At 48.9% G+C, this 21564-nt stretch carries 17 protein-coding genes and 2 pseudogenes; all 19 read right to left on the minus strand.

All coding sequences use genetic code 11. From position 1 onward, the window contains the following. Positions 1 to 446: pseudogene (locus Q0257_RS04245) on the minus strand (2-isopropylmalate synthase); the annotation flags it as partial. A gap of 85 nt (positions 447 to 531) precedes the next feature. Beyond that, complete coding sequence (gene pssA / locus Q0257_RS04250) at positions 532 to 1281, minus strand: CDP-diacylglycerol--serine O-phosphatidyltransferase (protein ID WP_298021949.1); 750 nt, start codon at positions 1279 to 1281, stop codon at positions 532 to 534. Between the two features lie 126 nt (positions 1282 to 1407). Beyond that, entirely contained in the window at positions 1408 to 3357 is a 1950-nt protein-coding gene (gene ftsH / locus Q0257_RS04255) for an ATP-dependent zinc metalloprotease FtsH (protein ID WP_298021952.1), read from the minus strand. After that, complete coding sequence (locus tag Q0257_RS04260) at positions 3354 to 4217, minus strand: 50S ribosomal protein L11 methyltransferase (RefSeq protein WP_298021955.1); 864 nt, start codon at positions 4215 to 4217, stop codon at positions 3354 to 3356. The genes ftsH and Q0257_RS04260 overlap by 4 nt, the downstream gene beginning before the upstream one ends. 78 nt (positions 4218 to 4295) lie before the next feature. Then, complete coding sequence (hisA, locus tag Q0257_RS04265; protein ID WP_298021958.1) at positions 4296 to 5003, minus strand: 1-(5-phosphoribosyl)-5-[(5-phosphoribosylamino)methylideneamino]imidazole-4-carboxamide isomerase; 708 nt, start codon at positions 5001 to 5003, stop codon at positions 4296 to 4298. After that, the gene (gene hisH, locus Q0257_RS04270; RefSeq protein WP_298021961.1) at positions 5003 to 5746 is read right to left on the minus strand and encodes an imidazole glycerol phosphate synthase subunit HisH; all 744 of its coding nucleotides are present in this window, start codon (positions 5744 to 5746) and stop codon (positions 5003 to 5005) included. The genes hisA and hisH overlap by 1 nt, the downstream gene beginning before the upstream one ends. Continuing rightward, positions 5743 to 7548 (minus strand): nucleoside-diphosphate sugar epimerase/dehydratase, encoded by a 1806-nt coding sequence (locus Q0257_RS04275; RefSeq protein WP_298021964.1) that lies wholly within the window; start codon positions 7546 to 7548, stop codon positions 5743 to 5745. The genes hisH and Q0257_RS04275 overlap by 4 nt, the downstream gene beginning before the upstream one ends. Continuing rightward, positions 7548 to 8645: a UDP-N-acetylbacillosamine transaminase gene (gene pglE, locus Q0257_RS04280; protein WP_298021995.1), complete on the minus strand. Its 1098-nt coding sequence runs from the start codon at positions 8643 to 8645 to the stop codon at positions 7548 to 7550. Before pglE ends, Q0257_RS04275 begins: the two co-directional genes overlap by 1 nt. Positions 8646 to 8761: 116 nt before the next feature. Continuing rightward, complete coding sequence (gene pglD / locus Q0257_RS04285; RefSeq protein ID WP_298021967.1) at positions 8762 to 9361, minus strand: UDP-N-acetylbacillosamine N-acetyltransferase; 600 nt, start codon at positions 9359 to 9361, stop codon at positions 8762 to 8764. Then, positions 9348 to 9953, minus strand: a complete 606-nt coding sequence (gene pglC, locus Q0257_RS04290; RefSeq protein WP_297987350.1) for an undecaprenyl phosphate N,N'-diacetylbacillosamine 1-phosphate transferase — start codon at positions 9951 to 9953, stop codon at positions 9348 to 9350. Before pglC ends, pglD begins: the two co-directional genes overlap by 14 nt. Beyond that, the gene (locus Q0257_RS04295; protein ID WP_298021971.1) at positions 9946 to 11073 is read right to left on the minus strand and encodes a glycosyltransferase family 4 protein; all 1128 of its coding nucleotides are present in this window, start codon (positions 11071 to 11073) and stop codon (positions 9946 to 9948) included. The genes pglC and Q0257_RS04295 overlap by 8 nt, the downstream gene beginning before the upstream one ends. A gap of 73 nt (positions 11074 to 11146) precedes the next feature. Beyond that, positions 11147 to 13927 carry an STT3 domain-containing protein gene (locus Q0257_RS04300; RefSeq protein WP_298021974.1) on the minus strand — a complete coding sequence of 927 codons (2781 nt, stop codon included), beginning with the start codon at positions 13925 to 13927 and terminating at the stop codon, positions 11147 to 11149. A 2-nt stretch (positions 13928 to 13929) separates the two neighbouring features. Beyond that, entirely contained in the window at positions 13930 to 15048 is a 1119-nt protein-coding gene (locus tag Q0257_RS04305) for a glycosyltransferase (RefSeq protein ID WP_298021977.1), read from the minus strand. Positions 15049 to 15297: 249 nt separating this feature from the next. Next, complete coding sequence (locus Q0257_RS04310; protein ID WP_298021980.1) at positions 15298 to 16341, minus strand: glycosyltransferase; 1044 nt, start codon at positions 16339 to 16341, stop codon at positions 15298 to 15300. Further along, positions 16338 to 17603: a glycosyltransferase gene (locus tag Q0257_RS04315; protein ID WP_298021983.1), complete on the minus strand. Its 1266-nt coding sequence runs from the start codon at positions 17601 to 17603 to the stop codon at positions 16338 to 16340. Before Q0257_RS04315 ends, Q0257_RS04310 begins: the two co-directional genes overlap by 4 nt. Beyond that, a complete protein-coding gene (locus Q0257_RS04320) occupies positions 17603 to 18682 on the minus strand; it encodes a glycosyltransferase family 4 protein (RefSeq protein ID WP_298021986.1) in 1080 nt (359 codons plus the stop codon). Before Q0257_RS04320 ends, Q0257_RS04315 begins: the two co-directional genes overlap by 1 nt. 1 nt (position 18683) lies before the next feature. Then, a complete protein-coding gene (locus Q0257_RS04325; protein WP_298021989.1) occupies positions 18684 to 19745 on the minus strand; it encodes a polysaccharide pyruvyl transferase family protein in 1062 nt (353 codons plus the stop codon). Further along, a complete protein-coding gene (locus tag Q0257_RS04330; protein ID WP_298021992.1) occupies positions 19742 to 21337 on the minus strand; it encodes a Coenzyme F420 hydrogenase/dehydrogenase, beta subunit C-terminal domain in 1596 nt (531 codons plus the stop codon). The genes Q0257_RS04325 and Q0257_RS04330 overlap by 4 nt, the downstream gene beginning before the upstream one ends. Beyond that, positions 21334 to 21564 (minus strand): annotated as a pseudogene (locus Q0257_RS04335) (virulence factor MviN); the annotation flags it as partial. The gene Q0257_RS04330 and the pseudogene Q0257_RS04335, both read right to left, overlap by 4 nt.

Here is a 21564-nt window from a genome sequence, read left to right on the forward strand (position 1 = left end):
ATATCGCTTCTGCACGCATCCTCGCAGCTAAACTCCACGTCATCGCATAGGCTTCTAGCGTATTGCACAGACTCTACGGCGCGCTTTATGACCTCTTGCGGTTGCATTTTGAGTTTAAATTCCATATGGATAGGGCTTGTGGCGATGAAGGTGTGGATGCGCCCGAGCTTTGCGCCCTTTATCGCTTCGCCTGCGGCTTTGATATCTTTTTCTAAAGCGCGCGCAAGCGAACAGACGCGAGCCTTGCTAACGGCACCCGCGATCTTTTCTATCGCGTCAAAGTCCCCGGGGCTCGCCGCCGCAAAACCGGCCTCGATAACATCTACGCCCAGCTTTTCAAGCTGCAACGCAAGATGGATCTTTTCGTCCGTATTCATCGACGCTCCGGGGCTTTGCTCGCCGTCACGAAGCGTAGTATCGAAGATTATGATTTTATTTTTGTCCATTACAAATCCTTTCAAAGCGTTAAAATTTGGCGAAATTATAGCCGCGCAAACTTAAAAACAATCGCGGCGATAAACATATTTGAGATTACTTCGCCGTTTCCTCGGGTTTGTCTTTTTTATGAAATTTAGCCGCGCTTAAATTTAAAGCTCCGCGAACCAAACCGTAAACGATATAAACCAAAGTAAGCACCGCCGGGAATTCCAGCTTGAAAAGATATAAAAGCGAGAAAAATACGACGATTAGAAGCACTAAAATTTTAATCGCGTTGGGGCGTTTTAGGCTGATCTTTTTAAAGCTCGGAAAGCGGATGTTGCTTACCATCAAAAACGATAGCGCCGCCATTGCGATGATCAAAAGTACTCCAAAACCTTTAGAGAGCTCATATTTTAGATAAATTCCGATCCAAAACGCCATCGTAATCGCTGCCATAGGAATCGGCAGCCCAATAAAAACGCTAGGCTCGTAGGTTCCCGTAGTGACGTTGAATCGTGCCAGCCTGATCGCGCCGAAAACCACGTAAAGCGCAGCTACGAGCGAGCCGACCTTGCCGTAATCGTGCCCAACCGCGCAGTAAAACAGTAGCGCCGGCGCGACGCCGAAAGCAACGATATCCGCAAGGCTATCGAACTCCACGCCGAATTTCGATGTCGCATGCGTTAGCCTCGCCACGCGGCCGTCAAGCCCGTCGCAGATCAAGGATAAAATGATATAAAAGATCGCGGCGCTGAAGTTGCCCTTGATCGTAGAAATTATGCTGATAACCGCCAAAAATGCACTTGCCGCCGTGAAAAAATTCGGCAATATGTAGATTAGTTTTCCCTTTTCCTCTTCCATCTCTTACTCTTTAAAATTTTATTTTTACACCGCTTTTCATTCGGTGTCGCGGATCGCGCGTAAACATTTTAGCGCGACCTTCTTAAAATTTAGCCCTAAGCTTTTACCGCGCGCGAGGCTTTAAATTTAAGCCTCGTTCTTTGCGTTTTCGATATCATCGTTAGCGCCCAAATTTCGCACTAACCGGGTAGGCATGCCGTTATCTTTTTCAAATTTTGAGATGATCTCTACGATCTGCTCGCCAGAGACCGTCTCCTTCTCATACAGTGCCTTCACCATCTCCTCAATCGCCGGAGCATAGGTTCTTAGCGTCTCTTTTACCGCCGCGTAGCGCTCATCCAGCGTCTTGCGGACATATTCGTCGATCTTAACCGCCGTTACCTCGCTGTAATCCTTGATGCTCTGTCCGCCGTTTAGGAAGGAATACTGCTGCTTTTCTAGCACCGCAAGCCCGAGCGCATCAGTCATTCCAACCTGAGTAGCCATAAATTTAAGCATATCGGTAGCGCGCTGCAGGTCGTTGCCCGCACCGTCGGTGATCTCGCCTAAAAACACATCCTCCGCCGCGCGCCCCGCCAAAAACGTATCAATCTCGGCAAAAATTTCATGGCGCTGGTGTAGGTATCTATTTTCAAACGGCGAATTTAGCGTATATCCCGCAGCGCTCAATCCGCGCGGCACGATAGTTACTTTCGATACCGGCATCGCGCCTTTAGTAAGCTCGGCGATGAGCGCATGACCGCTTTCGTGGTAGGCGACGATCCGCTTTTCAATCGGGCTTACGCGGCGCGATTTTTTAGCCAGTCCGATGCCGACGCGCTCGATCGCTTCGAGTAGGTCCTTTTGCTCGACCTCCGCCTTTGCCTCGCGACCTGCTAAAAGCGCGGCTTCGTTGATGATATTTGCAAGATCGGCTCCCGCAAAGCCCACGGTAAGGCGCGCGATCTCTTCGATATCGATGTCGCGGGCAAATTTAACGTCGCGCATATGCACCTTTAAAATCGCCATTCTGCCGTCAAAATCGGGTCTATCGACCAAAACCTGTCTATCGAATCTGCCCGGACGCAGAAGCGCCGCATCAAGCGTCTCCGGGCGGTTGGTAGCCGCAAGGACGATCACCGGGCTTGATTCCGAGCCGAAGCCATCCATCTCGGCAAGCAGCTGATTTAGCGTCTGCTCGCGCTCGTCGTTACCGCCGCCGATACCGCCCGCGGTTCTGCTTTTGCCGATCGCGTCGATCTCGTCGATGAAAACGATCGCCGGAGCCTGCTTTTTAGCGTTATCAAATAGATCGCGCACCCTGCTGGCGCCCACGCCTACGAACATCTCAATGAAGCTCGAGCCCGATACCGAAAAAAACGGCACGTCCGCTTCGCCCGCAACCGCCTTGGCTAGCAGCGTCTTACCCGTGCCCGGAGGTCCAACCAAAAGCACGCCTTTTGGAATTTTAGCCCCGAGGCTTATATATCGCTCGGGGTTTTTTAAGAAATCTACGATCTCTTTAACCTCCTCTTTCGCCTCTTCGACGCCCGCGACATCGCTAAATTTAACCTTCGGCTTTTCGGCGCTTACCAGGTTTTTAGAGCTTCCGATGCCGAGCACGCCGCCGCCCATATTGCGCTGCATGCGGTTGGCTAAAAACATCCAAATTCCAAAGAAAATCACGAGCGGCAAGACCCAGCTAAAGAGCAGATCGGTCAAAAAATTGCTCTCGTTATACGCGCCGTATGGAATTTTGCGCGATTCTAAAATTTGAACTAGCTCGGGATCATCCACGCGCTTGGCGGTGTAGATTACGTTGCCGACTTGCGCTTTAATCGTGGAGCTTCCAATGGAAACCATGCTTACTTGAGAGTTTTTGATTTGCGATTTTAGCTCGGAGTAAGTTACGTTTCTGCTCTCGCCTGAAACGGAGCCCAGCACTCCACCGCTATCAAATCCGCCACTTGGGGATATCGCTTTAAACACGACTATCAAAATAAGCGCAAAAATTATAAAAACGCCGATCGGATTTTTATTAAAAAAATTGTTTCCGCCGCCGTTTTGGGGGGGTTGATTATTTGGGTTGTTATTCATGTTTTCCTTTCATAAACGAAGCTAAGCCATTCGTTTTGCTTTTTCATCTGCACGAAATTTAAATCCGAAAAAGCTTGCTCTATCCTATCTTTATATTTTTCTAAAATCCCCGACAGCACGAGCTTGCCGCCCGGTTTTAGCGCTTTTTTCAGATCCGCGCTTAGGATCAAAATCACGTCGGCGATTATATTTGCGACGACGAGATCAAACTGCGGCTGCGCGGCTGCGCTTGAGCTTTGCTCACCCAAGCTTGAAACGCTGCCGAGCCAAATTTTATCGATCTGCACGCCGTTTTTCTCGGCGTTTTGCTGCGTAGCTGCCACCGCCTGCTCGTCGGTATCGCAGGCGCTTACCTTTGCGCCCAGTTTTTTCATCGCGATACTTAAAATTCCGCTGCCGCAGCCCACGTCAAGCGCGCTCATGCCATCGCGAGCAAGCTCGCTAAGCAGCGCCAGGCACATATTGGTACTTTCGTGATGACCTGAACCAAACGCCAGCGCAGGATCGATCAGCAGATCGATTAGCGCGCGATCTTGCGATCTTTCGCACCAGCTCGGACGGACGTAAAATTTGCCGACCGCCACGGGCGCGACGCCTTTTTTATACTCATCGAGCCAATCTTTGTTTTGCTTTTTTGAAATTTCGATCTGCAGATCGGCGTCTAAATTGAGAGATCGCGCGAGCGCCTTTTTAAACTCTTCAAACGCAAATTTTAAATTTTGCAGATCCTCTTCGTCGCGGATTATGAAACGCTCGCCGCGTTCTTCGACGCAGGTAACGCCGAGCTCAAACGCAAAGTTTTTAAAAAGCTCGCTTGCATTCGCGCTTTTTACGATCATCTCATAAAAAAAATCTTTCATCGCCTCACATCGCCTTTAAATTTTAAAATTTGCATATTACTAAAATTTAGTTCAAACTTTGCTTACGCTCGGGCGTTTTTATAGAGCTTCAAACGCCTTTTTAAGATCGAGCGTGCCCTCGTAATACGCTTTGCCGACGATGACGCCTGCGATGAGCTCTGCGTTTTTAAGCGCGATTATGTCGTTCATATCTTTCACGCCGCCGCTTGCGATAGTATCGATGCCGCAAGCTTTCGCGATAGAGCGGCTAAATTCTACGTTCACGCCGCTTAGCATCCCGTCGCGCGATATGTCGGTACAGATGATCGCGCAAACACCCGCGTCCGCGTAGTCTCGCGCCAGATCGGTCGCTTTTACGCGGCTTAGCTCCGCCCAGCCCTCGGTCGCTACGAGCCCATCTTTTGCGTCTATGCCTACGACGATGCGGTAAAGCTTCGCCATCCCCCTTACGAAATCCGGGTTTTTAAGCGCCGCCGAGCCCAGGATAAATCTATCGACGCCTAAGCTCAAATACTCCTTTATGCGGGCTTCGTCGCGGATGCCGCCGCCCACTTCTACGCGCAGGCGCGTGCTTTTTACGATCCGTTCGATCGCTTTGAAATTTACCGCCTCGCCCGCAAACGCGCCGTCTAAATCAACTAAATGCAGCCACTTAGCGCCGAGATCTTCAAATTTTTTGGCTAGCTCGCAGGGGTCTTTGGAATAAATTTTTGCGCTTTGCATCTCGCCCTTGCTAAGACGCACCGCGCATCCTTGTTTCAGATCGATCGCAGGGAAAATTTCCATCACAGCTCCGTAAAATTTTTAATGATTTTTATGCCCGCATCGTGGCTTTTTTCGGGATGCGGCTGAAAGGCGAATACGTTTTCGCGCCAGATCGCGCTTGCAAACTCATAGCCGTAAAATGTGGTCGCAAGCGTGATCTCGCGCGCGCAAAGGACGTGGTAGGAGTGCACGAAATACAGATACTCAAACTCGCCTAAGCCCCTGTTTATCGGCGAGCGCTTGATAAAATGCGCGCTGTTCCAGCCGACATGCGGGATCTTTAGGCTTTCGGCGCGAGCGGAATTTTGCCCGTAGCGCGCGCTGGGTTCCGCCTCGTCTGAATTAAATTCTGCCTCGCCCGAGCTCGATTTTGTATTTTCTCTAAATTTCATATTTTTGGACCTGGATTCCGCCCCCCGAATATTAAATTTCGTTTTGTCAAATTTCACGACGCAACCGGGTAGAATTCCAAGCCCGCTACGCGCGCCGAATTCTTCGCTTTGTTCAAACAGAAGCTGCATCCCTAGGCAGATACCTAAAAAATATCTGCCGCTTGCGACGAACTCTTTAATCGCTTCGTCCATACCGCTTGCGCAAAGCCTATCCATCGCCTCGCCGAATGCGCCCACGCCCGGAAGCAGAGCCTTATCGCAGCTCAAAAGCTCCTCAGGGCTGCGCGCAAGGCAAAATTTAGCGCCGCAGAAGCTAAGCGCGTTCATCACGCTTTGGATATTGCCCGCGCCGTAATCCACGATACCGATCAAGCCGTGCCCTTCATATCGTTTAATCGGTGCGAAAACTCGGGCACGATACGCTTTAGCTTATCCGCGACCTGCGCGTCCTCGCACTCCGAAAGCTCCTCGATCTGCGAGTTTAGCTCTTGCAGGTCGTATTTTGCAGAGTGAGTTACGAATATGGATTGGTACTTCGTACTCTTGTCGTTTTCGTCGATCAAAAGCTCCTCGTAAAGCTTCTCGCCGGGACGCAGACCTACAAATTTAATGCCAAGCTCCTCCTTGCCGGCAAGCTGCAACATTCGCTTGGCAAGATCGGCGATCTTTACGGGCTCGCCCATATCCAGCACGAAAAGTTCGCCGCCCTGTGCGATGGAGGCTGCTTGAAGCACGAGCTGACACGCCTCGCTAACGAGCATAAAATATCTCGTAATCTCGGGGTGCGTAACGGTAAGCGGCTCGTTCGCTTCGATCTGGCGCTTAAATTTAGGGATGACACTACCACTTGAGCCGAGCACGTTTCCGAAGCGCACCGCGACGATCTGCGTTTCGCTTGCCGCGTCGTTGGAATTTAGCGCGTAAAGCTCGCAGATACGCTTCGTCGTGCCCATAATGTTCGTCGGTCGCACCGCCTTATCGGTCGAGATCAAAACGACCTTTTTCGCGCCATATTTTTTGGATAGATCGATTACATTTTTTGTGCCGATGACATTATTTTTGACCGCTAGATGCGGATTAAACTCGCATAGCGGCACGTGCTTATACGCCGCTGCGTGCACGACTACTTCGGGATGAAATTCTGCAAAAACCTCCTCCAGCTCATGGCGATAAACGACGTTTATCATCTTTAGCTCGTTGCGCGCATCCGCGCCCGTAGCTTCGTTAATCGAGTAGAGGTTAAACTCGCTGTGTTCGACCATGATAAGACGCTTTGCGCCGAATTTCAAGCACTGCTTGCAAATTTCGCTTCCTATCGTGCCGCCCGCGCCAGTTACCAGCACGATCTTATCTTTGATAAAATTTTCAATCGCCTTGGTGTCGAGGTCTTTGGGCTTGCGCGCGAGCAGATCCTCGATCGATACATCGCGGATCTTTTTGCTCTCATCCTCCAAAAGCGAAAAGAGCTTGATATCCTTTAGCCCGTACGCAAAAAGTTCGTCGTAGAGCTCCTTTAGCTCGTCCGGATACAGCGCCAGCGCGATGATTGCGGTTTTGGCGCCGCTGTCTTTGATCATCTGCGGAATTTCGCTCTTGGCTCTGACGACGTAGTTTTCGCAATACGTCCCTACTAGCTCAGGCCGCCCGTCTACGACGCCCACAGGATAGTAGTTGATATATTTTTGCCGCATACCTTTTAGGACGTGAAAGGTCTTGCTCGTAGCGCCTACGACGATACAAGGCTCGTTATTCGTGATATTTTTCTTCTCACTTAGAAACATCCGCTTTGAAATTCTAATCCCACCGATTAAAATAAACGAGATCGCCGCGTCGATGATGATGACCGAGCGCGGGAAGGGGTTAAAAATTTTACTCGCTAGAAAAAACAGGATCAAAAAGGTAAGCGCTGCCATAACGTGCGCATAGAAGAGCTTCCTCGCTTCATATAGGCCGAAAAATCTCCACGGAACTAAATAGATCCGCAAAAACCAAAAGTAGAAAATTTTAATCGCAGTAAGGCTCGAGGCGCTAAGCAGCGCGCCTTTATAAAATTCGTTCGGTATATCTCCGCTAAATCGCAGCAAAAACGCAATGTAAACGGAGAGGATCGAGATAAAAATATCTCCTAGCAAAAAAAACGCGAAGCGGCTAAATTTAGTGGGTTTTAACAGCATCAGATGTTTTCTTTTACGATTTTTACGACGCGCTCGATCGTCTCGTCACTCATATCGGTGCCGCTAGGCAGGCAGATGCCGCGACTGAACATATCCTCGCTCGTGCCGTCAACTACGCTAAGTGCACCTGCGAAGATGCTTTGCAGATGCATCGGTTTCCAAAGCGGACGAGATTCTATGTCGGCTTTGTTTAGCGCATCGATAACCTTTAGATGAGCGCCTTTTTTCTTAAATAATAGCGTTGTAAGCCATCTGTTGCCCTTGCCGCCTTCTACTTCGGGCATAAACTCCACGTCGGTGCCTTTAAACAGATCCTCGTAAATTTTAAAAATTTCGCGTTTTCTCTTTACGCGCTGCGGCAAGACCTCCATCTGGCCTACGCCGATAGCGCCTAAGACGTTGCTTAAGCGGTAGTTGTAGCCGTAGTCCTTGTGCTCGTAGTGAAGCAGCGGCTCGCGCGCCTGAGTGCTTAAAAATCTAGCCTTAGCCACTAGCTCCTCATCGTTTGAGATCAGCATTCCTCCGCCTGAGGTAGTGATGATTTTATTGCCATTAAAGCTTAGCGCGCCGCATTTTCCGATACCGCCTAATGCTTTACCCTTATAAAATCCGCCCAGCGCCTCTGCGGCATCCTCGATAACATCAATGCCTTCGTTCGCGCAAATTTCGCATATCTCATCCATCTTCGCAGCCTGTCCGTAAAGATGCGTAACGACGAGCACCTTTGGCTTTTTCGGCGATTTTTTGATCGCTTCTTTAAGCAGCTTCGGGCTTAAATTCCAACTCTCGTCGCTGTCTATCAGCACCGGCACGCAGCGCTCGTAAAATATTGGATTTAGCGACGCCATGAAGGTAAACGTGGAGCCAAGCACCACGTCGCCGTCCTTTACGCCGCTGCAGCGAAGCGCTAGATGAAGCGCCGCCGTGCCTGCGTTTAGCGCCAGCGCGCCGCGCGTGCCAGTGTAGGACTTCACTGCGTCCTCAAAGCGATTAACGTATTCGCCCAAAGGCGCGATATAGTTACTCTCAAATACCTTTTTTATATACTCAAGCTCATTGCCACCCATATTCGGCGGGCTTAAAAATACTCTTGCCATCTCTATCCTTCCTTGATCTTTAAATTTAACCTCGCGCGTCGCAAGGCTAAATTTAGCTTTCGGCATTAAATTTAAATGCTCGGATTTTATCACTTTTAATGCTATAAATTTTAAATTTAGCTATTTTTTTTAATCACGCGAGCGGGCACGCCTACGGCTACGCTATCGCTAGCTATGTCGCGCACGACCGCAGCGCCCGCGCCGATGATGCAGCGCTGCCCGATCTTTAGCCTCTGAATGACGCTAGCACCGATTCCAATGTGCGAAAACGCCCCCACCTTCACGCCGCCCGCAAGCGCCGCGTTAGGGCTAATGTGCGCAAACTCGCCGATCTCGCACTCATGCTCGATTACGACGCCTGAATTGATTATCGCGCCGCGACCGATTTTAGCTCGCGCATTTATCACGGCGCCGGGCATTACGACCGCGCCCTCGCCGATGACGGCGCTTGGGCTAACGATGGCGCTTTGATGAATTAGCGTTGCTATCTCAAAACCGGCGCGCGATACCTTTTCTTGGATCTTTACGCGGATTTTATTATCTCCGATAGCGATTATCACGGGATATTTCGGCAGATCCTCGCTAAATTTCAACCCCGCTGCGTCGTCTAAAAAAACGACCTCGCTAAATTTAGCTCCGCGCGCGGCTAACGCGACGTCCGCTACCACTAGCCCGTGTCCGCTCGCGCCGTAAACGTAAATTTTAGTTGTGCCCATTAAATTTCTCCGTCGTCGCCATGCCTTCTTTATTCACGCCCTCTTTTGCAAGCACTTTTTTAATCGTCAAAAGCGCGATCTTAAGATCGAGCGCGAAGCTTAAATTTTGCGCATAATACGTATCGAACTCAAATTTTTTCTCCCAGCTGATCGCGTTGCGACCGTTTACCTGCGCAAGCCCCGTGATGCCCGGGCGCACGCTGTGTCGCAGGCTCTGCTGCGGCGAATAAAGCGGCAAGTATTCGATCAGCAGCGGGCGCGGCCCGATGAAGCTCATATCGCCCTTTAGCACATTGAAAAGCTGCGGCAACTCATCCAGGCTTAGCGCGCGGATCTTTTTGCCGTAATCGTTCAGCCGCGCTTCGTCTGGCAGAAGCTCGCCGTCCGCGCCGCGCTCGTCGCTCATCGTTTTAAATTTGTAAATTTTAAAAATTTGCTCATCAAGCCCAGGGCGAGATTGCGTAAAAATCGCGCTTTTGCTAATGTGCTTGCGGATCAAGAACCACGTAAGCGCCATCACGGGCGAAACCAAAATGATCAAAACCAAAGCCGCCGTAAAATCGAGCGCACGCTTTAAAAAACACCTATACATCGATAAATTTCCTATAAACCTCTAAATATTTTTCCGTGACGATCTTTTCGTCGTAATTTGCAAGCACCATCTCGCGCCCGTTTCGCCCTAGCCTCTCGCAAAGCGCAGCATCGTCCAATAGAATTTCGATCTTTCGCGCAAGACCCTCTGCGTCGCGAGTGTGGCAGATTAGACCGTTGACGCCATCCTGCACCGCTTCGACGCAGCCGCTGCAATCGCTTACCACGCAGGCTCGCGCCATGCTCATCGCCTCTAAAACCGTGCGCGGAAAGCCCTCCTTGTAGCTAGGAAGTGCCAGTAGGTAACTAGCCTTCAAAAGCTCTGGCACATCATTTCTGGCACCCAGATAATGCACCGCACCGCTTCGCAAAAACGCAGGATCAGCGGTGCTTTTATTACCCGCAAAACCCTCGCCCACAAAGACAAATTTCGTATCCGATCGATCTTTTAAAATTTCTGCTGCTTCGTAGAATTCTCTCACGCCCTTATGCCACATCGCGCGAGCTATCATCAGCACGATTTTTTTGCCGTGTAAATCCTCGCCCAGATCCGCCGCACTAACGATTTTGGGGTTGAATCTTTCAGCATCTACGCCTACACTTTTAATCCTTATGACCTTTTGCTTCGCAATAAGCCCGCGAGATAGCATATAATCGGGATCGGCATCGTTTACAAATACGCAAGCATCCGCCTGCGAAAATGAAAATTTATAAAGCTTCTCCAAAACCGCTCGCACAAGCCTTGTTTTAATATCATCGTCGATATAAAAGCTGCCCAGCCCCTCGACTAAGTTTATCACATATTTTATACCCGCCTCTCGAGCCGCCAGCGTACCAAACACGTTTGATTTGTGCGCAGCTGTTTGCAGCAGGTCCAAATTTAGCCTCTTTAGCTCACGCGCAAGGGCTTTGGTGTTGCTAAATACGGTAAGCGGATTTAAGCTCGCTCGATCAAGATCGTAAGTTACGGCATTAAAATCGCGTGCCAAATCCTGCGTATAAGCGCCACGAGGAGCAATTGCGAAAACCTCGTGCCCGCGCTCTTTTAAAGCCTGCATTATCGGGCGACGAAAGAAATGCAAGCTCATATCGGCATGGCTTAAAAACCCTATGCGAGCCATCTGTTGCGTTCCTTGCTTGGCGTTGCGAGATTAAATTTCATAAATTTCTCCTTGGCTTGCGGCAAAATTTTATCTAGCGCTTTAATTTATAAACTTTCACAGCAGGGCTTAAGATCACAGGCTCGAATAGCTCGGGTCTATATCTTTCAAATACAAAAAGCTGAATGTAGCTTGAGTTTAGCATCGTCTTATCTAGCAGCAAAAATCGCCCGTAATCGCGCATGAAAATCACGTAAAATTGCGCGCTGCTGTCCATATTAAACTCCTTGACCGCAAGCTTGCCGTTCGCGTCGTAGCTCGTTTCGTAAAAGGTATTGATCGCAAATTTTCTGCCGCTATACTCTAAATTTAAAAGGCTCGGCGAGATCGAAAAGCCGTTGTCCATATGCACGCCGCTTTGATCCTGAACGAACCTATCGCTCGTTATGAAAAACAGCTCGCCCAGCTGCTTGCCGTCGGTGATGTCGATGTTTGAAAACTGCGTGACGACGGGAAAGATATTCATCATACGATCGGGCAAGATGTAATAGATGTCGCGCGTAGGCTTCGGCGGCTTAAAATCAGCCAGTCCCAAGCTTAAGATAAAGCCATTTACATCGGTCGCGTTATAGTCTTTTAAAATTTGCTTTAGCTTGTTTGGAATTTTTTCGCTATATCCGCGCTCGGTGTATTCGACATCCAGGCGCGCCATATTTGCAGAGCTCATCTGATCTCTAAAAAGCGCAAAGCTAACGGGGAAATTATCGTTGCCGAGGTGTTTGCCGCCGTCGATGAGGGTCTTTACATCGCTGTAATAGCGTATGCCATATCCGTAGTCCCACCACGAAAGGGCGTAATCCTCGCGCTGCGCCTTATCTTTGAGCTCGTCAAGCACCCGCACCTCGCTTTGATAAAAGACCGTATCGACCTTGTACGAGACGATGTGCTGCCACGCGGGATAGATCGCAAGCGCCGTCAAAATCAGCAGTATCGCGCGTCCCGCGATCTTTGGCAGATCCAAGCGCTTTACGCAAAAATACAAAATATATCCGAAACTTAACCCCATCACGCCCACGGCATAGATCGTAAATCTAAGGCCTGCCTTGTTCGCCGCAAAGCCCAAAAGCAGAAGCGGGATCGAGAGCAAAAATTCCTTATGCCTAAAGCAAAGCACCAAATATCCGATCGCCGCGATCACGAAAACCGCGACGTGCGAGCTGATGCGCTCCATAAAGATATTAGTTGGCACGATGCCCGATTCTTGGATTGTTTGATTGACGTTGAAAAAATGAAATGCCGTATCGGCGTTGTCCGCAAAGGAACGGAAGATATAAAATTTCGCCTGAAAGATTATCGGACTAAGACCTCCGTTTGCGATGAAAAACGCTACGGCAAGCGCGCCGATAATCGCTAAAATTTTAAAATTTAATAGCTTTCCTCTAAACGCAAAGAGCCAAAATAGCGCAAGCGAGATTAAAATTTTAGCTACCAAAGGCGTGGAGCAAAGCGCGATCAAAAAGATAATCATCGCTTCGTAATTTACCGCACTTTTTCGCTTAAAAATCAGCGTGTAGGCGAAAAATACGGCGAGCATCATGGAATTTAGCGAGAAGCTTGAGGGATACCACCACATATAAAATATCACAAACGCGCCCAGCCAAAACAGCGTGCTGCGCGAGCCGCGCGTGCAGATACGGATGAGCGCCCACAAAATACACATCGCAAGCACGATATTTAGCATATCGGTGTCGTAATACCCCGCCATAGTGCGGTTGTAGTAGCTATTCGCCACGCTCGCGACAAGCGCGCCGATGAAGCCCGCGCGCATGCAGCGAAACTCGCTTGAAATTAATAAAATCGGCACTACGATGAGCGAGCTAAACAAAGCCGGCAGATAAACGAATATCGTCTCGATTTTAAAGGGCAAAATTTCAGCCAAAAACGCCGTCACGATCGAAAGCGGTGCACTAAAGTAGCTAAGATCGTTGGGCTGATGAAAGCCGGCGAGGCGATCGCGCGCGCCCTCTGCAAAGGCGTAGCCGTCGTTGGTGTTTATCATCAGCTCGCCGTCCCAAAAAAAGTAGTTCACAAAACCGCTCGCCCAATGCACCCACCACATGCGAAACGCCACGCTAAAGGCAAATGCGAACAAAATCATCAGCAAAATATGCCTGGAGAACTCATAATTTTTTATAAAGCCAAAAATTCTGCGCCTGGCAGGGAGTGCGCCAGCTGACTGATTTTTGGAATTTTGGGAATTTTCTGCTGTAAAGCTTTTAGAATTATCAGAATTTATGCCGTTTGTAGAATTTAAAGCACTTGCGGAATTCGCATTTTTAAATTTAGCCAAATTAGCGGCTTTTGCGGAATTTTTATTTGTAGAGTTCGCAACGCCAGCGGAATTTTTATTTGTAGAATTTTTGCTCGTGGAATTCGCAGTGCCTTTCAAATTTGAGTTTGCAGAATTTGCGCCTGCGGAATTTTCAGAATTTACCGAGGTAGAATTTCGTCCGCTTGATTTTTTAGCCTTTTTGGATTTTTTTTGTGCTCGCATTTTTGCAGAAACAGCGCGCGTTTGATCGTCGCTTAAATTTTTAACGCCGGCGTGCGCGGAATTTTTGCTCGCAGAATTTTTTGCATCAAGCGCGGAATTTTTATCGCTCTGAGGCGCGGTATCCTCGCTACCCTCAATTGCGGCATTTTCGCCGCTAAAATTCTCTCCGCCGCTTGCGGAATACTCTGCGTCAAAATTTCCCTCACTAGCGAAATTTTCGCTTAAGGCAGCTTTGTCGGCACCCATTGATTGCGCGCCTTTTTGATCGTCCGATCCTTCGTCGATCTCTCTAACGCTAAAAGCCTTTTTTTCTTCACCCACGCCTATTTTCCTTCGTCGATTTGTTCTATTTTTGCGATCAGCTCGCTTGCTATCCGTTTTTTATCGAAAAACGAGGCTCTAATTTTAGCCTTTTTCTCATAAAATTTTACATAATTTTCATCATCCAGCGCTTTTTGCATCGCCGCTTGAGTGCTTTCTAGATCGTTCACGCCCACTAGCACGCCCCATTCGCTCTGCCCCATAAGCTCGCGCGCGCCACTTTGATGATCGCTTGAAATCACGAGCTTGCCGCACGCAAGAGCTTCGATGAGGGCGTTTGAAAACCCCTCAAAAAGGCTTACGAAGACAAACGCGTAGCATCTGGCCATATATTTATACGGATTTGCGTCAAAGCCCAAAAGCTTCACGCGACCGCTCAAGCCCAGCTCCTCTATCAGGGCCTCAAGCTCGGCTCGCAGCACGCCGTCGCCTAAGATCAGCAGGTCTTTGTCGTTATTTTTTAAATTCGCATACGCGCGAATTAAAAGCGCGTGATTTTTGCCCGCATCGAGCCTGCCGACGCTTAGGAAAAACGGCCGCTCCTGCGTGACCTGCTCCTCTGCTTTGCGGCCGATCTCATCCAGATCGATCGCGTTATACAGCACGCTCATCTTGCGCTCGTCAATCCCGAAATTATCCGCTAGATCGCGCAAATTTCCAAGCGAGTTCGGAAAGATAAAATCGGCCTTCGGATAGAGCTTACGCAGCAGAAGCTTTGAAATTTTAGATTTGAAGTTCGGCTCTTTATACAGCACCGACGGCGTCGAGCATTCGTTAAAAATCATCGCTCCGCGCAGCCCGTAAACTCGCGCCAGCGCCGCCACGTAACAAGGGCGGTTCATCCAAACAAAGTGGATGTCGATACCTAGGCGCTCGCATAGTTTTTTGTATCTAAGCGCCAAAAACGGAAGCTTTGCGAGCTTCAGCAGCCCGTTTTCAAAAGGGGCTGATTTTTCGATGAAATGGATCTGCACGCCGCTTGGAATTTCATAAAAAATCCTCTCGTTCATCAGCACCAGATGCACTTCGTAGCGTGCCGTAAGCTCGCCTAAGAGGTTGCTTACGACGCGCTCTGCGCCGCCGCCGCCCATCGAATAGATAAAAACGCTTAATTTCTTCATCCCTTTACCTTTTAAATATCGCTGCCGCGCCCTAAATTTAAGCTTTAGTTCCGCTTTTTATGCGAGCATACGCCGCGCATTCCGTTTAAATTTAGCGCGTTTTGTGCTGCCCCAAGCGGCTAAATTTCATCGCGCGATGCGGCTTTGTAAATTTAAACGCGCCGTTTTGCTCGGGCGCAAGAGCCTATCTTAGCAAACCGAAGTTTAAATTTAATCCCTGCGCGCCGCTAGGGCATCGATAAGCGGCTGCTATTTGCGCGCAAACCGATCGATCAAGCCCTGCCAGAGCTCAACGATACGCTCCTGCGAAAACTCGTCTAAATTTTCATTTGCATTTTGTACGAGCCTATTTTGCAGCGCCTCATCGCGCATTAAATTTTCAAGCTTGCTCGCAAGTTCATTCGCATCGCCGCATTTAAACAAAATGCCGCTAAAGCCGTCCTTTATGAGCTCTTTTGCGCCCACCGTGTCGCTACTAAGCCGTGCGCAGCCGTAAAACGCAGACTCGATCAGCACGTTCGAAAGCCCTTCATTAAGCGAACTGAGCACAAAAATTTTGGCTTCTTTATACAGCTCGCTCACGTCCTGCTTATGCCCTAAAAATCGCACTTCAAGCCCGAGCCGCGCCACGAGCTCGCGCAAGCTTTCGCGCAGCGAGCCGTCGCCCGCGATTAAAATTTCCCACTTCGCAAGCAGGCTTTTATCGATCCTGCTTAGCGCGTCAAAGTAAATTTCATACCCCTTTACGGGCTCGAGCCTGCCGACGCTTAAGATCACATTTCGCTTAGCGCCATTGGTATCGCAAATCTCGCCGAAAAAGGGGTTATGCACGACGAAGCAGTTTTTGACAAATCGCGAATAGTACTCAAAGTCCGAGCGCGTAAGCACCGTAAGCGCGTCCGCTTTTTTGTAGCACAGATCGCGCACGCGGCTAAAAAGCCCGCTTGGCAGATAATCGTGCGCGTTGTGCTCGGTCGCGATGAGCGGGATGCCTAGCCCGAAGCTTGCGATCACGCACGCTACGTTCGTCCAGTCCATAAAGCTGATGATGACGCTTGGGCGCTCTCGCTTGAAACACTTGCGCAAAATTCTGTATTTATCGAACCTGCCGCCGTTTTTATAAACATCCAGATGCAAAAATTTTATCTTTTTGCTAAATTTATACCTGCCCTCGTCGTTTTCCAAAATCGCGATCGTAACGTCGTTTGCGCGCGCAAAATGGTTCGCCAAAACCTGCAGCACGCGCTCGGCGCCGCCGTTTCTAAGAGCCGCGATGACGAATAAAATTTTCATTTTAACTTCCGATAAATTTTATAAAATAGCCGCAAAAGCGCGGGGCTAGCGTAAAACAAGACCATCATCAGCGTCTGCGTGTGGCTTGCATGCGCCGCGAAAAATCCAAAATCCAGCCGCTCGCGCACCAAAGCGTGCAGTGAGCGGATCTGCTGCGCAGCTTCTGCGGCGTTTAAAGGCGAGCGTGGATCTGCGGTCTTTCTTTGCGACGCAGAATTTTGCTTAGAATTCCGCATATAATTTTGCTTGGCGGAATTTTTAAATGCGGAATTTTTACCGCATGCGCAAGATAAACTACCAGCGCCATGCAAATCCGCTTCGTTTGCCAAGCTGCACGTATTAGCCTCGGAAGGAGAAGTTGCATCTCCATCCGAACTTACAGGATCAAAGCTCGATTTGATAATTAAAAACGCCGTATTCAGCGCGGACTCGCAGCGAGTAAAATTAGCCTCACGCGCCAAGCTTGGATAATTCACAGCAATCGCCTCAGTATAGCGGCGCACCGCAGCGATGACCGCAAGATGCCTGCGCGCAAATGAGTTTACGGTCGAGCCCGCCCTTACGCGGTAAAAATATAAAATTTCATCCGTGCACGCCGTAATAGAAGCGTTAAAAATATCAAAAAATATCGCCACATCCTCATAGATCTGCCCCGTAGGAAAGCGCAAAGCAGTGAAAATTTCGCGAGCAAACAGCGCGCGCCAAACCGCGGTGCTAAAATACGGATCCTGCGTGCAGCTGCGTCTAAAAAGCTCTTGCGGCGATATTTTGTATTCGCCTGCGTTGGCATTCGAATTTGCAGCTCCTCCTGGATCGCTAATCTCTTTAGAATTTTGATTTTCTTTAGAATTTAAAGCCGCCTTGAAATTATTTATTTCGCTCTCGTCGCTAAATGCCGCGTAGCCGCACATAGCAATTTTGGTGCAAAATTTCTGCGTCAGGCGAAAAAGAGTCTCAATCAAATCAAAGCTTATCAAATCGTCGCTATCTACAAAACTGATAAACTCTCCACGAGCGACATCCAAAGCGGCGTTTCGCGCGCTAGCCTGCCCGCCGTTTGGTTTATGCAGCACGCACACACGAGGATCACGCGCAGTGTATTCGTCACAAATCGCCTCGCTGCCGTCATTTGAGCCATCATCTACGAGCAAAATTTCTAAGTTAGTATAGGTCTGCGCCGTGATGCGCTCCATGCAAGCGCGCAGAAATTCTTTGACATTATAAACGGGAATGATGACCGAGATTAGGGGATTTTTGCTCATTATTCCTCCCTGTGTATCGTAGCGGCTATGAAATCCAGCCAGCGTCGCCCGATCGTTTCAATTTTAAAGCTCTCCTCGCGCTTGGAGGCGTTTTGTACGAGCCGCTCGCGTAGCTTCTCGTCGCTCATTAGAATTTCAAGCTTTTTTGCGATGCTCGCGCTATCGCCTACAGGGCACAAAAACCCATCTACGCCGTCGCTTATAAGCTCGCTAGGACCTGCGATGCAATCCGTAGAAATTCTAGCGGTGCCGAAAAATATACTCTCCATCAAAATATTGCAAAAGCCCTCCATCTTGGAGGTTACAACTACGATTTTAGCGCGTTCATATAAGCTTTCGATATCGCGCACAAAACCGATGAACTGCACGTTTAAGCGCAGCTTCGCAGCTAGGCTCTCAAGGCTCTTTCGCTCCTCTCCGTCGCCTGCAATCACCACCTTCCACTCTTTTAAAAGATTGAAATCTATAAGCGCAAGCGCCTTAAGAAGGACATCAAAGCCCTTATAGACATTGAGCCGGCCGGCTGCTAGGATGATATTTTCTTTAGGCGGGCGGGCCTCTTTAGCATGGCTGATCTCAAACATCGGATTAGGCATAATCACGCGATTTTGCACATATGTGTAATGATCCAGATCGAATTTACTAAGCACGCTAAGACCTGCAGCCCTCGGATAAAAGATCCGCTTGAGCGCTCGCCAAATCGGACTTTTTAAAAAGCGATGATTGGTGTGTTCGGAGACGATGATTTTCTGCCCAACTCCAAGATTTGCGATCAGCGTAAGGACATTGGTATTATCTAAAAACGAGATTACTACGTCAAATTTACGACTTTTTAGAAGCCTGTGCAAGGCTAAAATTTTATCGTAGCGCTTTTTTATATTGCCAAATATTCCTAAATCGCCTACTCCTAAATCCAAGCTAATAAGCTCGATCTTAGAATCTAGCGCGTAAAACGGCTCATCTGCGTCAAATTTTATCACGCAGACTTCATTCTCGTGGCAGAAAAAATTTGCCAGCACGCTTAGCACGCGCTCGGCACCGCCCTTGCCTAAAGCAGAAATTACCATAGCTATTTTCATTTTATGAGCCTAAACTTGTTTTTAAAAATTTCATCGAGTCCTCTCTTTTACGGCGCAACGCCTCATTTACGCCATCCCAATCGATAGTCGCGTCCAACCGCACGTTTTTGGGATCTTGCAAAGCTCTATCCTCAAGCCCGAATAAGCCCAAAAGAGAGCTAAAGCGCGACGCACCGCGACTAGCGTTAACGAGCACAAAAAACGGCTTATTAAAGATTATAGAAAATACACAGCCGTGAAATGAGTCGGTTAACACAAACTCCGCGCCCGCAATAGCGCTTAGCCACGCTTTTATGCCGATGCGGTTGCCGCGGTCGTTCACCTCATCTATCTCTAGTCCGCTTTGCTTCTTTAGTAGCTCTATCGCCGCTTCTGAGCGAGGCGATGGATCTAGGATATAGGCAAAGCCCTTGCGCTGCGGCGCATGGCTTAAAAATTTATCATAAATCTTTTTGTTAGCCAAAAGTGTAGGATCCAGTACCCAATGCGCATTTACGCCAAAGCATTCGCGTGCAAGCCTTACACCATCGCACTCACGCACCGAAATAGCTTTAAATTTAGCCAAATTTGCAGCGTGAGCTTTTAAATCTGTGGGATTTTTAAGCCCACAGAGCCTATCTCCGCCAAAGCTTGCAGCATAGGCGATCCGCGTGCAGTTAGCCGGCAAAAATCCAAGGCTAAAGCAATCTGCAAAATCCGCAAAATAGCTAGGGCGAAAAACCTGATCGCTTCCTAAAATCACCGCTTCAAAGCGTTCTTTCTCGCACAGCGCCTTTAAATCCGCAGGCGTGCAAACAGGCGCGGTTAAAGGGATATTTTCTGTCACAAACTCGCTAGTATCGCGCTCGTAAGAGGGATTAAATTTCGCGCCGCAAAGTTCCTTTTTAAGCGCGCATGCCACTAAAAATTTAAGATACGCAATCGATAGTTTACTTCTTTGCAGGCGCAAGTTTATGAGACGTGGCTCATGCCCTAGCCCCACTAGCACGCGGCTTAGCGCGTAAGCTTGTAAAATTCCGCCGTAATTATTTACTAGCGGCAGGGTAAAAATCCCGATCTTCATGCAAACTTCCTATAAATTTTATATGCCGCGATCTTTGGTAGCGCCAAAAGCGCTAGCACTTTATTCGCAGCGGCAATTTTTTTAAGCCTAGCAGCGATGAAATCATCACAATCAAAATGCGTAGCACTATATCGCTGAATCTGAAGCTTCTGGCGCAAGATGTAACGCCTAAGCGGGTTTTTCGCGCCATAGAAAATTTCGTTTTTGCACTCCACCTGGCTTTTCTGCGAGCGTTGCACCTCTGCTGCGGATATCCGCTCGCAAAAAATCGCCTCGCGCGCCTGCTTCGTAGGTTGCGAAAATAGCGCGTCGATCTGAGCTGCGCGCGTAATTACGAGCGATGTGCCGCGCCACTCGCTCATTTCGCTTTGCAGCCACGCATCCATCAGCACGACGTCGGCGCATTTGGTAAAAACGTCGGTGCAGGCGTTGCACGCAAGCGGCGTAAAAGCGCGCGAGCTCCAGTAGGCAAAGGCGCTACTACTGCGATCGTCTATCGCCTCACTGCCGTCTGCAGCGCGAAATTTAAAGCTAAAGCTCATCGCACTTTTGCCCGCGATTTTATATCTGTAATTAACCGCCGCGAGCTGCTTACGCTCTTTAAACGCAAGATCTGCCAGCTTATGCGTAAAACCAGCACCCTTGCCCTGTCCGCAAACCAGCCCAATAATAAAGCTTATACGGGATTTAAGGCGCGGATTTTTACTCGCAGCAAGCCTTAAGGCCTTGGCAAAACACGGCAGCGCGCTGATCGCGTATCTACCCTCGCGGCGCGACATCTCCTTTAGCACTGCTTCAAGCGTGAGCGGATAGTAAGCGGACGAGCGCGCACGAGTAAGCTCACCAGCATTTTTTATCACGCTAAATTTAAATAGCGGCACGGAATTTTCGCCCGCATAATTTCGCGTGTTTTTAGAATTCTCGCAGGCAAAATTATGCGTTGATACGGAATTTTTACAAGAAGTTTTAGAATTCTGCGTGGAATTCTGCGTAAAATTTTCGCAAAAGGAATTTTGTGCACTCGTAAAATTTATAGAATCATCGTCCGCCAAATTCTGCGTTAAATTCGGAATTACGGAATTCTGCTCGGAATTTTTGGTTGCGGAATTTTGCAAATTCTGCGGCTGCGCTAAATTATTGCAGGCAGAAAAATCCCGCTTGAGATTTTGGGCTATAAAATCCCCTTCGTCCGCAGGCACGGCGCAAATCGCGTAATCTATGAGCCCGCGCGCAAAAAGCTCGCGAAAAATATAATCTCCCGCACCGCCGCTTGCACTGCTTAGGCGCTGCGCTTCATCTTTTTTGTAGAATTTGTAAGTGGCTAAAAACCTGCCAAAATCAGGGCTAAAGCTTTCCAGCTCTGCGTATGATTTAGAATTTAGCTCGTTTTCGAGCATGTCTTTTTCGTAAAACGGGCAGACTTTTAGGCAGATATCGCATTTGTCGCGACACCCTTCGCCCTCCTCAGGCGCGTAAAATCCATTGCCTCCAAGCCGCATTTTTAGCACGCTAAAAGGGCAGCTGCTCGCACAAACGCCGCAGCCAATACAGCGGTCTTTCGTAACCACTTCGCTAATTACATTGAAGCTCAAGCCCGCCTCCTTATCTTAGCCGCAATGCCGCCAAAAATCGCGCGCTCATAATCGTTCATCGCCCAAAAATACGCGCTTAGCACAAACATAGCCGAATAAAGCCCGCCGCAAATTAGCAAAAAGCTTACTCCATGCAAGCCTAATACGTAATTTATCACTAGGCTTACTGCTATTGCAGGAGCAAATTTTACTACCATCGCGCCGATATTTCGCCAAAATTTAGCGAT

This window comes from uncultured Campylobacter sp. (assembly GCF_938018035.1).
Taxonomy (GTDB): domain Bacteria; phylum Campylobacterota; class Campylobacteria; order Campylobacterales; family Campylobacteraceae; genus Campylobacter_B.

Excerpts from the sequence above, each read along its gene's own strand:
- Q0257_RS04275 (WP_298021964.1), bottom strand. The coding sequence starts at position 7,548 with ATGCTGTTAAAACCCACTAAATTTAGCCGCTTCGCGTTTTTTTTGCTA.
- ftsH (WP_298021952.1), bottom strand. The coding sequence starts at position 3,357 with ATGAATAACAACCCAAATAATCAACCCCCCCAAAACGGCGGCGGAAAC.
- Q0257_RS04305 (WP_298021977.1), bottom strand. The coding sequence starts at position 15,048 with ATGAAGAAATTAAGCGTTTTTATCTATTCGATGGGCGGCGGCGGCGCA.
- Q0257_RS04310 (WP_298021980.1), bottom strand. The coding sequence starts at position 16,341 with ATGAAAATTTTATTCGTCATCGCGGCTCTTAGAAACGGCGGCGCCGAG.
- hisA (WP_298021958.1), bottom strand. The coding sequence starts at position 5,003 with ATGGAAATTTTCCCTGCGATCGATCTGAAACAAGGATGCGCGGTGCGT.
- Q0257_RS04325 (WP_298021989.1), bottom strand. The coding sequence starts at position 19,745 with ATGAAGATCGGGATTTTTACCCTGCCGCTAGTAAATAATTACGGCGGA.
- pglD (WP_298021967.1), bottom strand. The coding sequence starts at position 9,361 with ATGGGCACAACTAAAATTTACGTTTACGGCGCGAGCGGACACGGGCTA.
- Q0257_RS04295 (WP_298021971.1), bottom strand. The coding sequence starts at position 11,073 with ATGGCTCGCATAGGGTTTTTAAGCCATGCCGATATGAGCTTGCATTTC.
- Q0257_RS04315 (WP_298021983.1), bottom strand. The coding sequence starts at position 17,603 with ATGAGCAAAAATCCCCTAATCTCGGTCATCATTCCCGTTTATAATGTC.
- pglE (WP_298021995.1), bottom strand. The coding sequence starts at position 8,645 with ATGGCAAGAGTATTTTTAAGCCCGCCGAATATGGGTGGCAATGAGCTT.
- pssA (WP_298021949.1), bottom strand. The coding sequence starts at position 1,281 with ATGGAAGAGGAAAAGGGAAAACTAATCTACATATTGCCGAATTTTTTC.
- Q0257_RS04260 (WP_298021955.1), bottom strand. The coding sequence starts at position 4,217 with ATGAAAGATTTTTTTTATGAGATGATCGTAAAAAGCGCGAATGCAAGC.
- Q0257_RS04320 (WP_298021986.1), bottom strand. The coding sequence starts at position 18,682 with ATGAAAATAGCTATGGTAATTTCTGCTTTAGGCAAGGGCGGTGCCGAG.
- pglC (WP_297987350.1), bottom strand. The coding sequence starts at position 9,953 with ATGTATAGGTGTTTTTTAAAGCGTGCGCTCGATTTTACGGCGGCTTTG.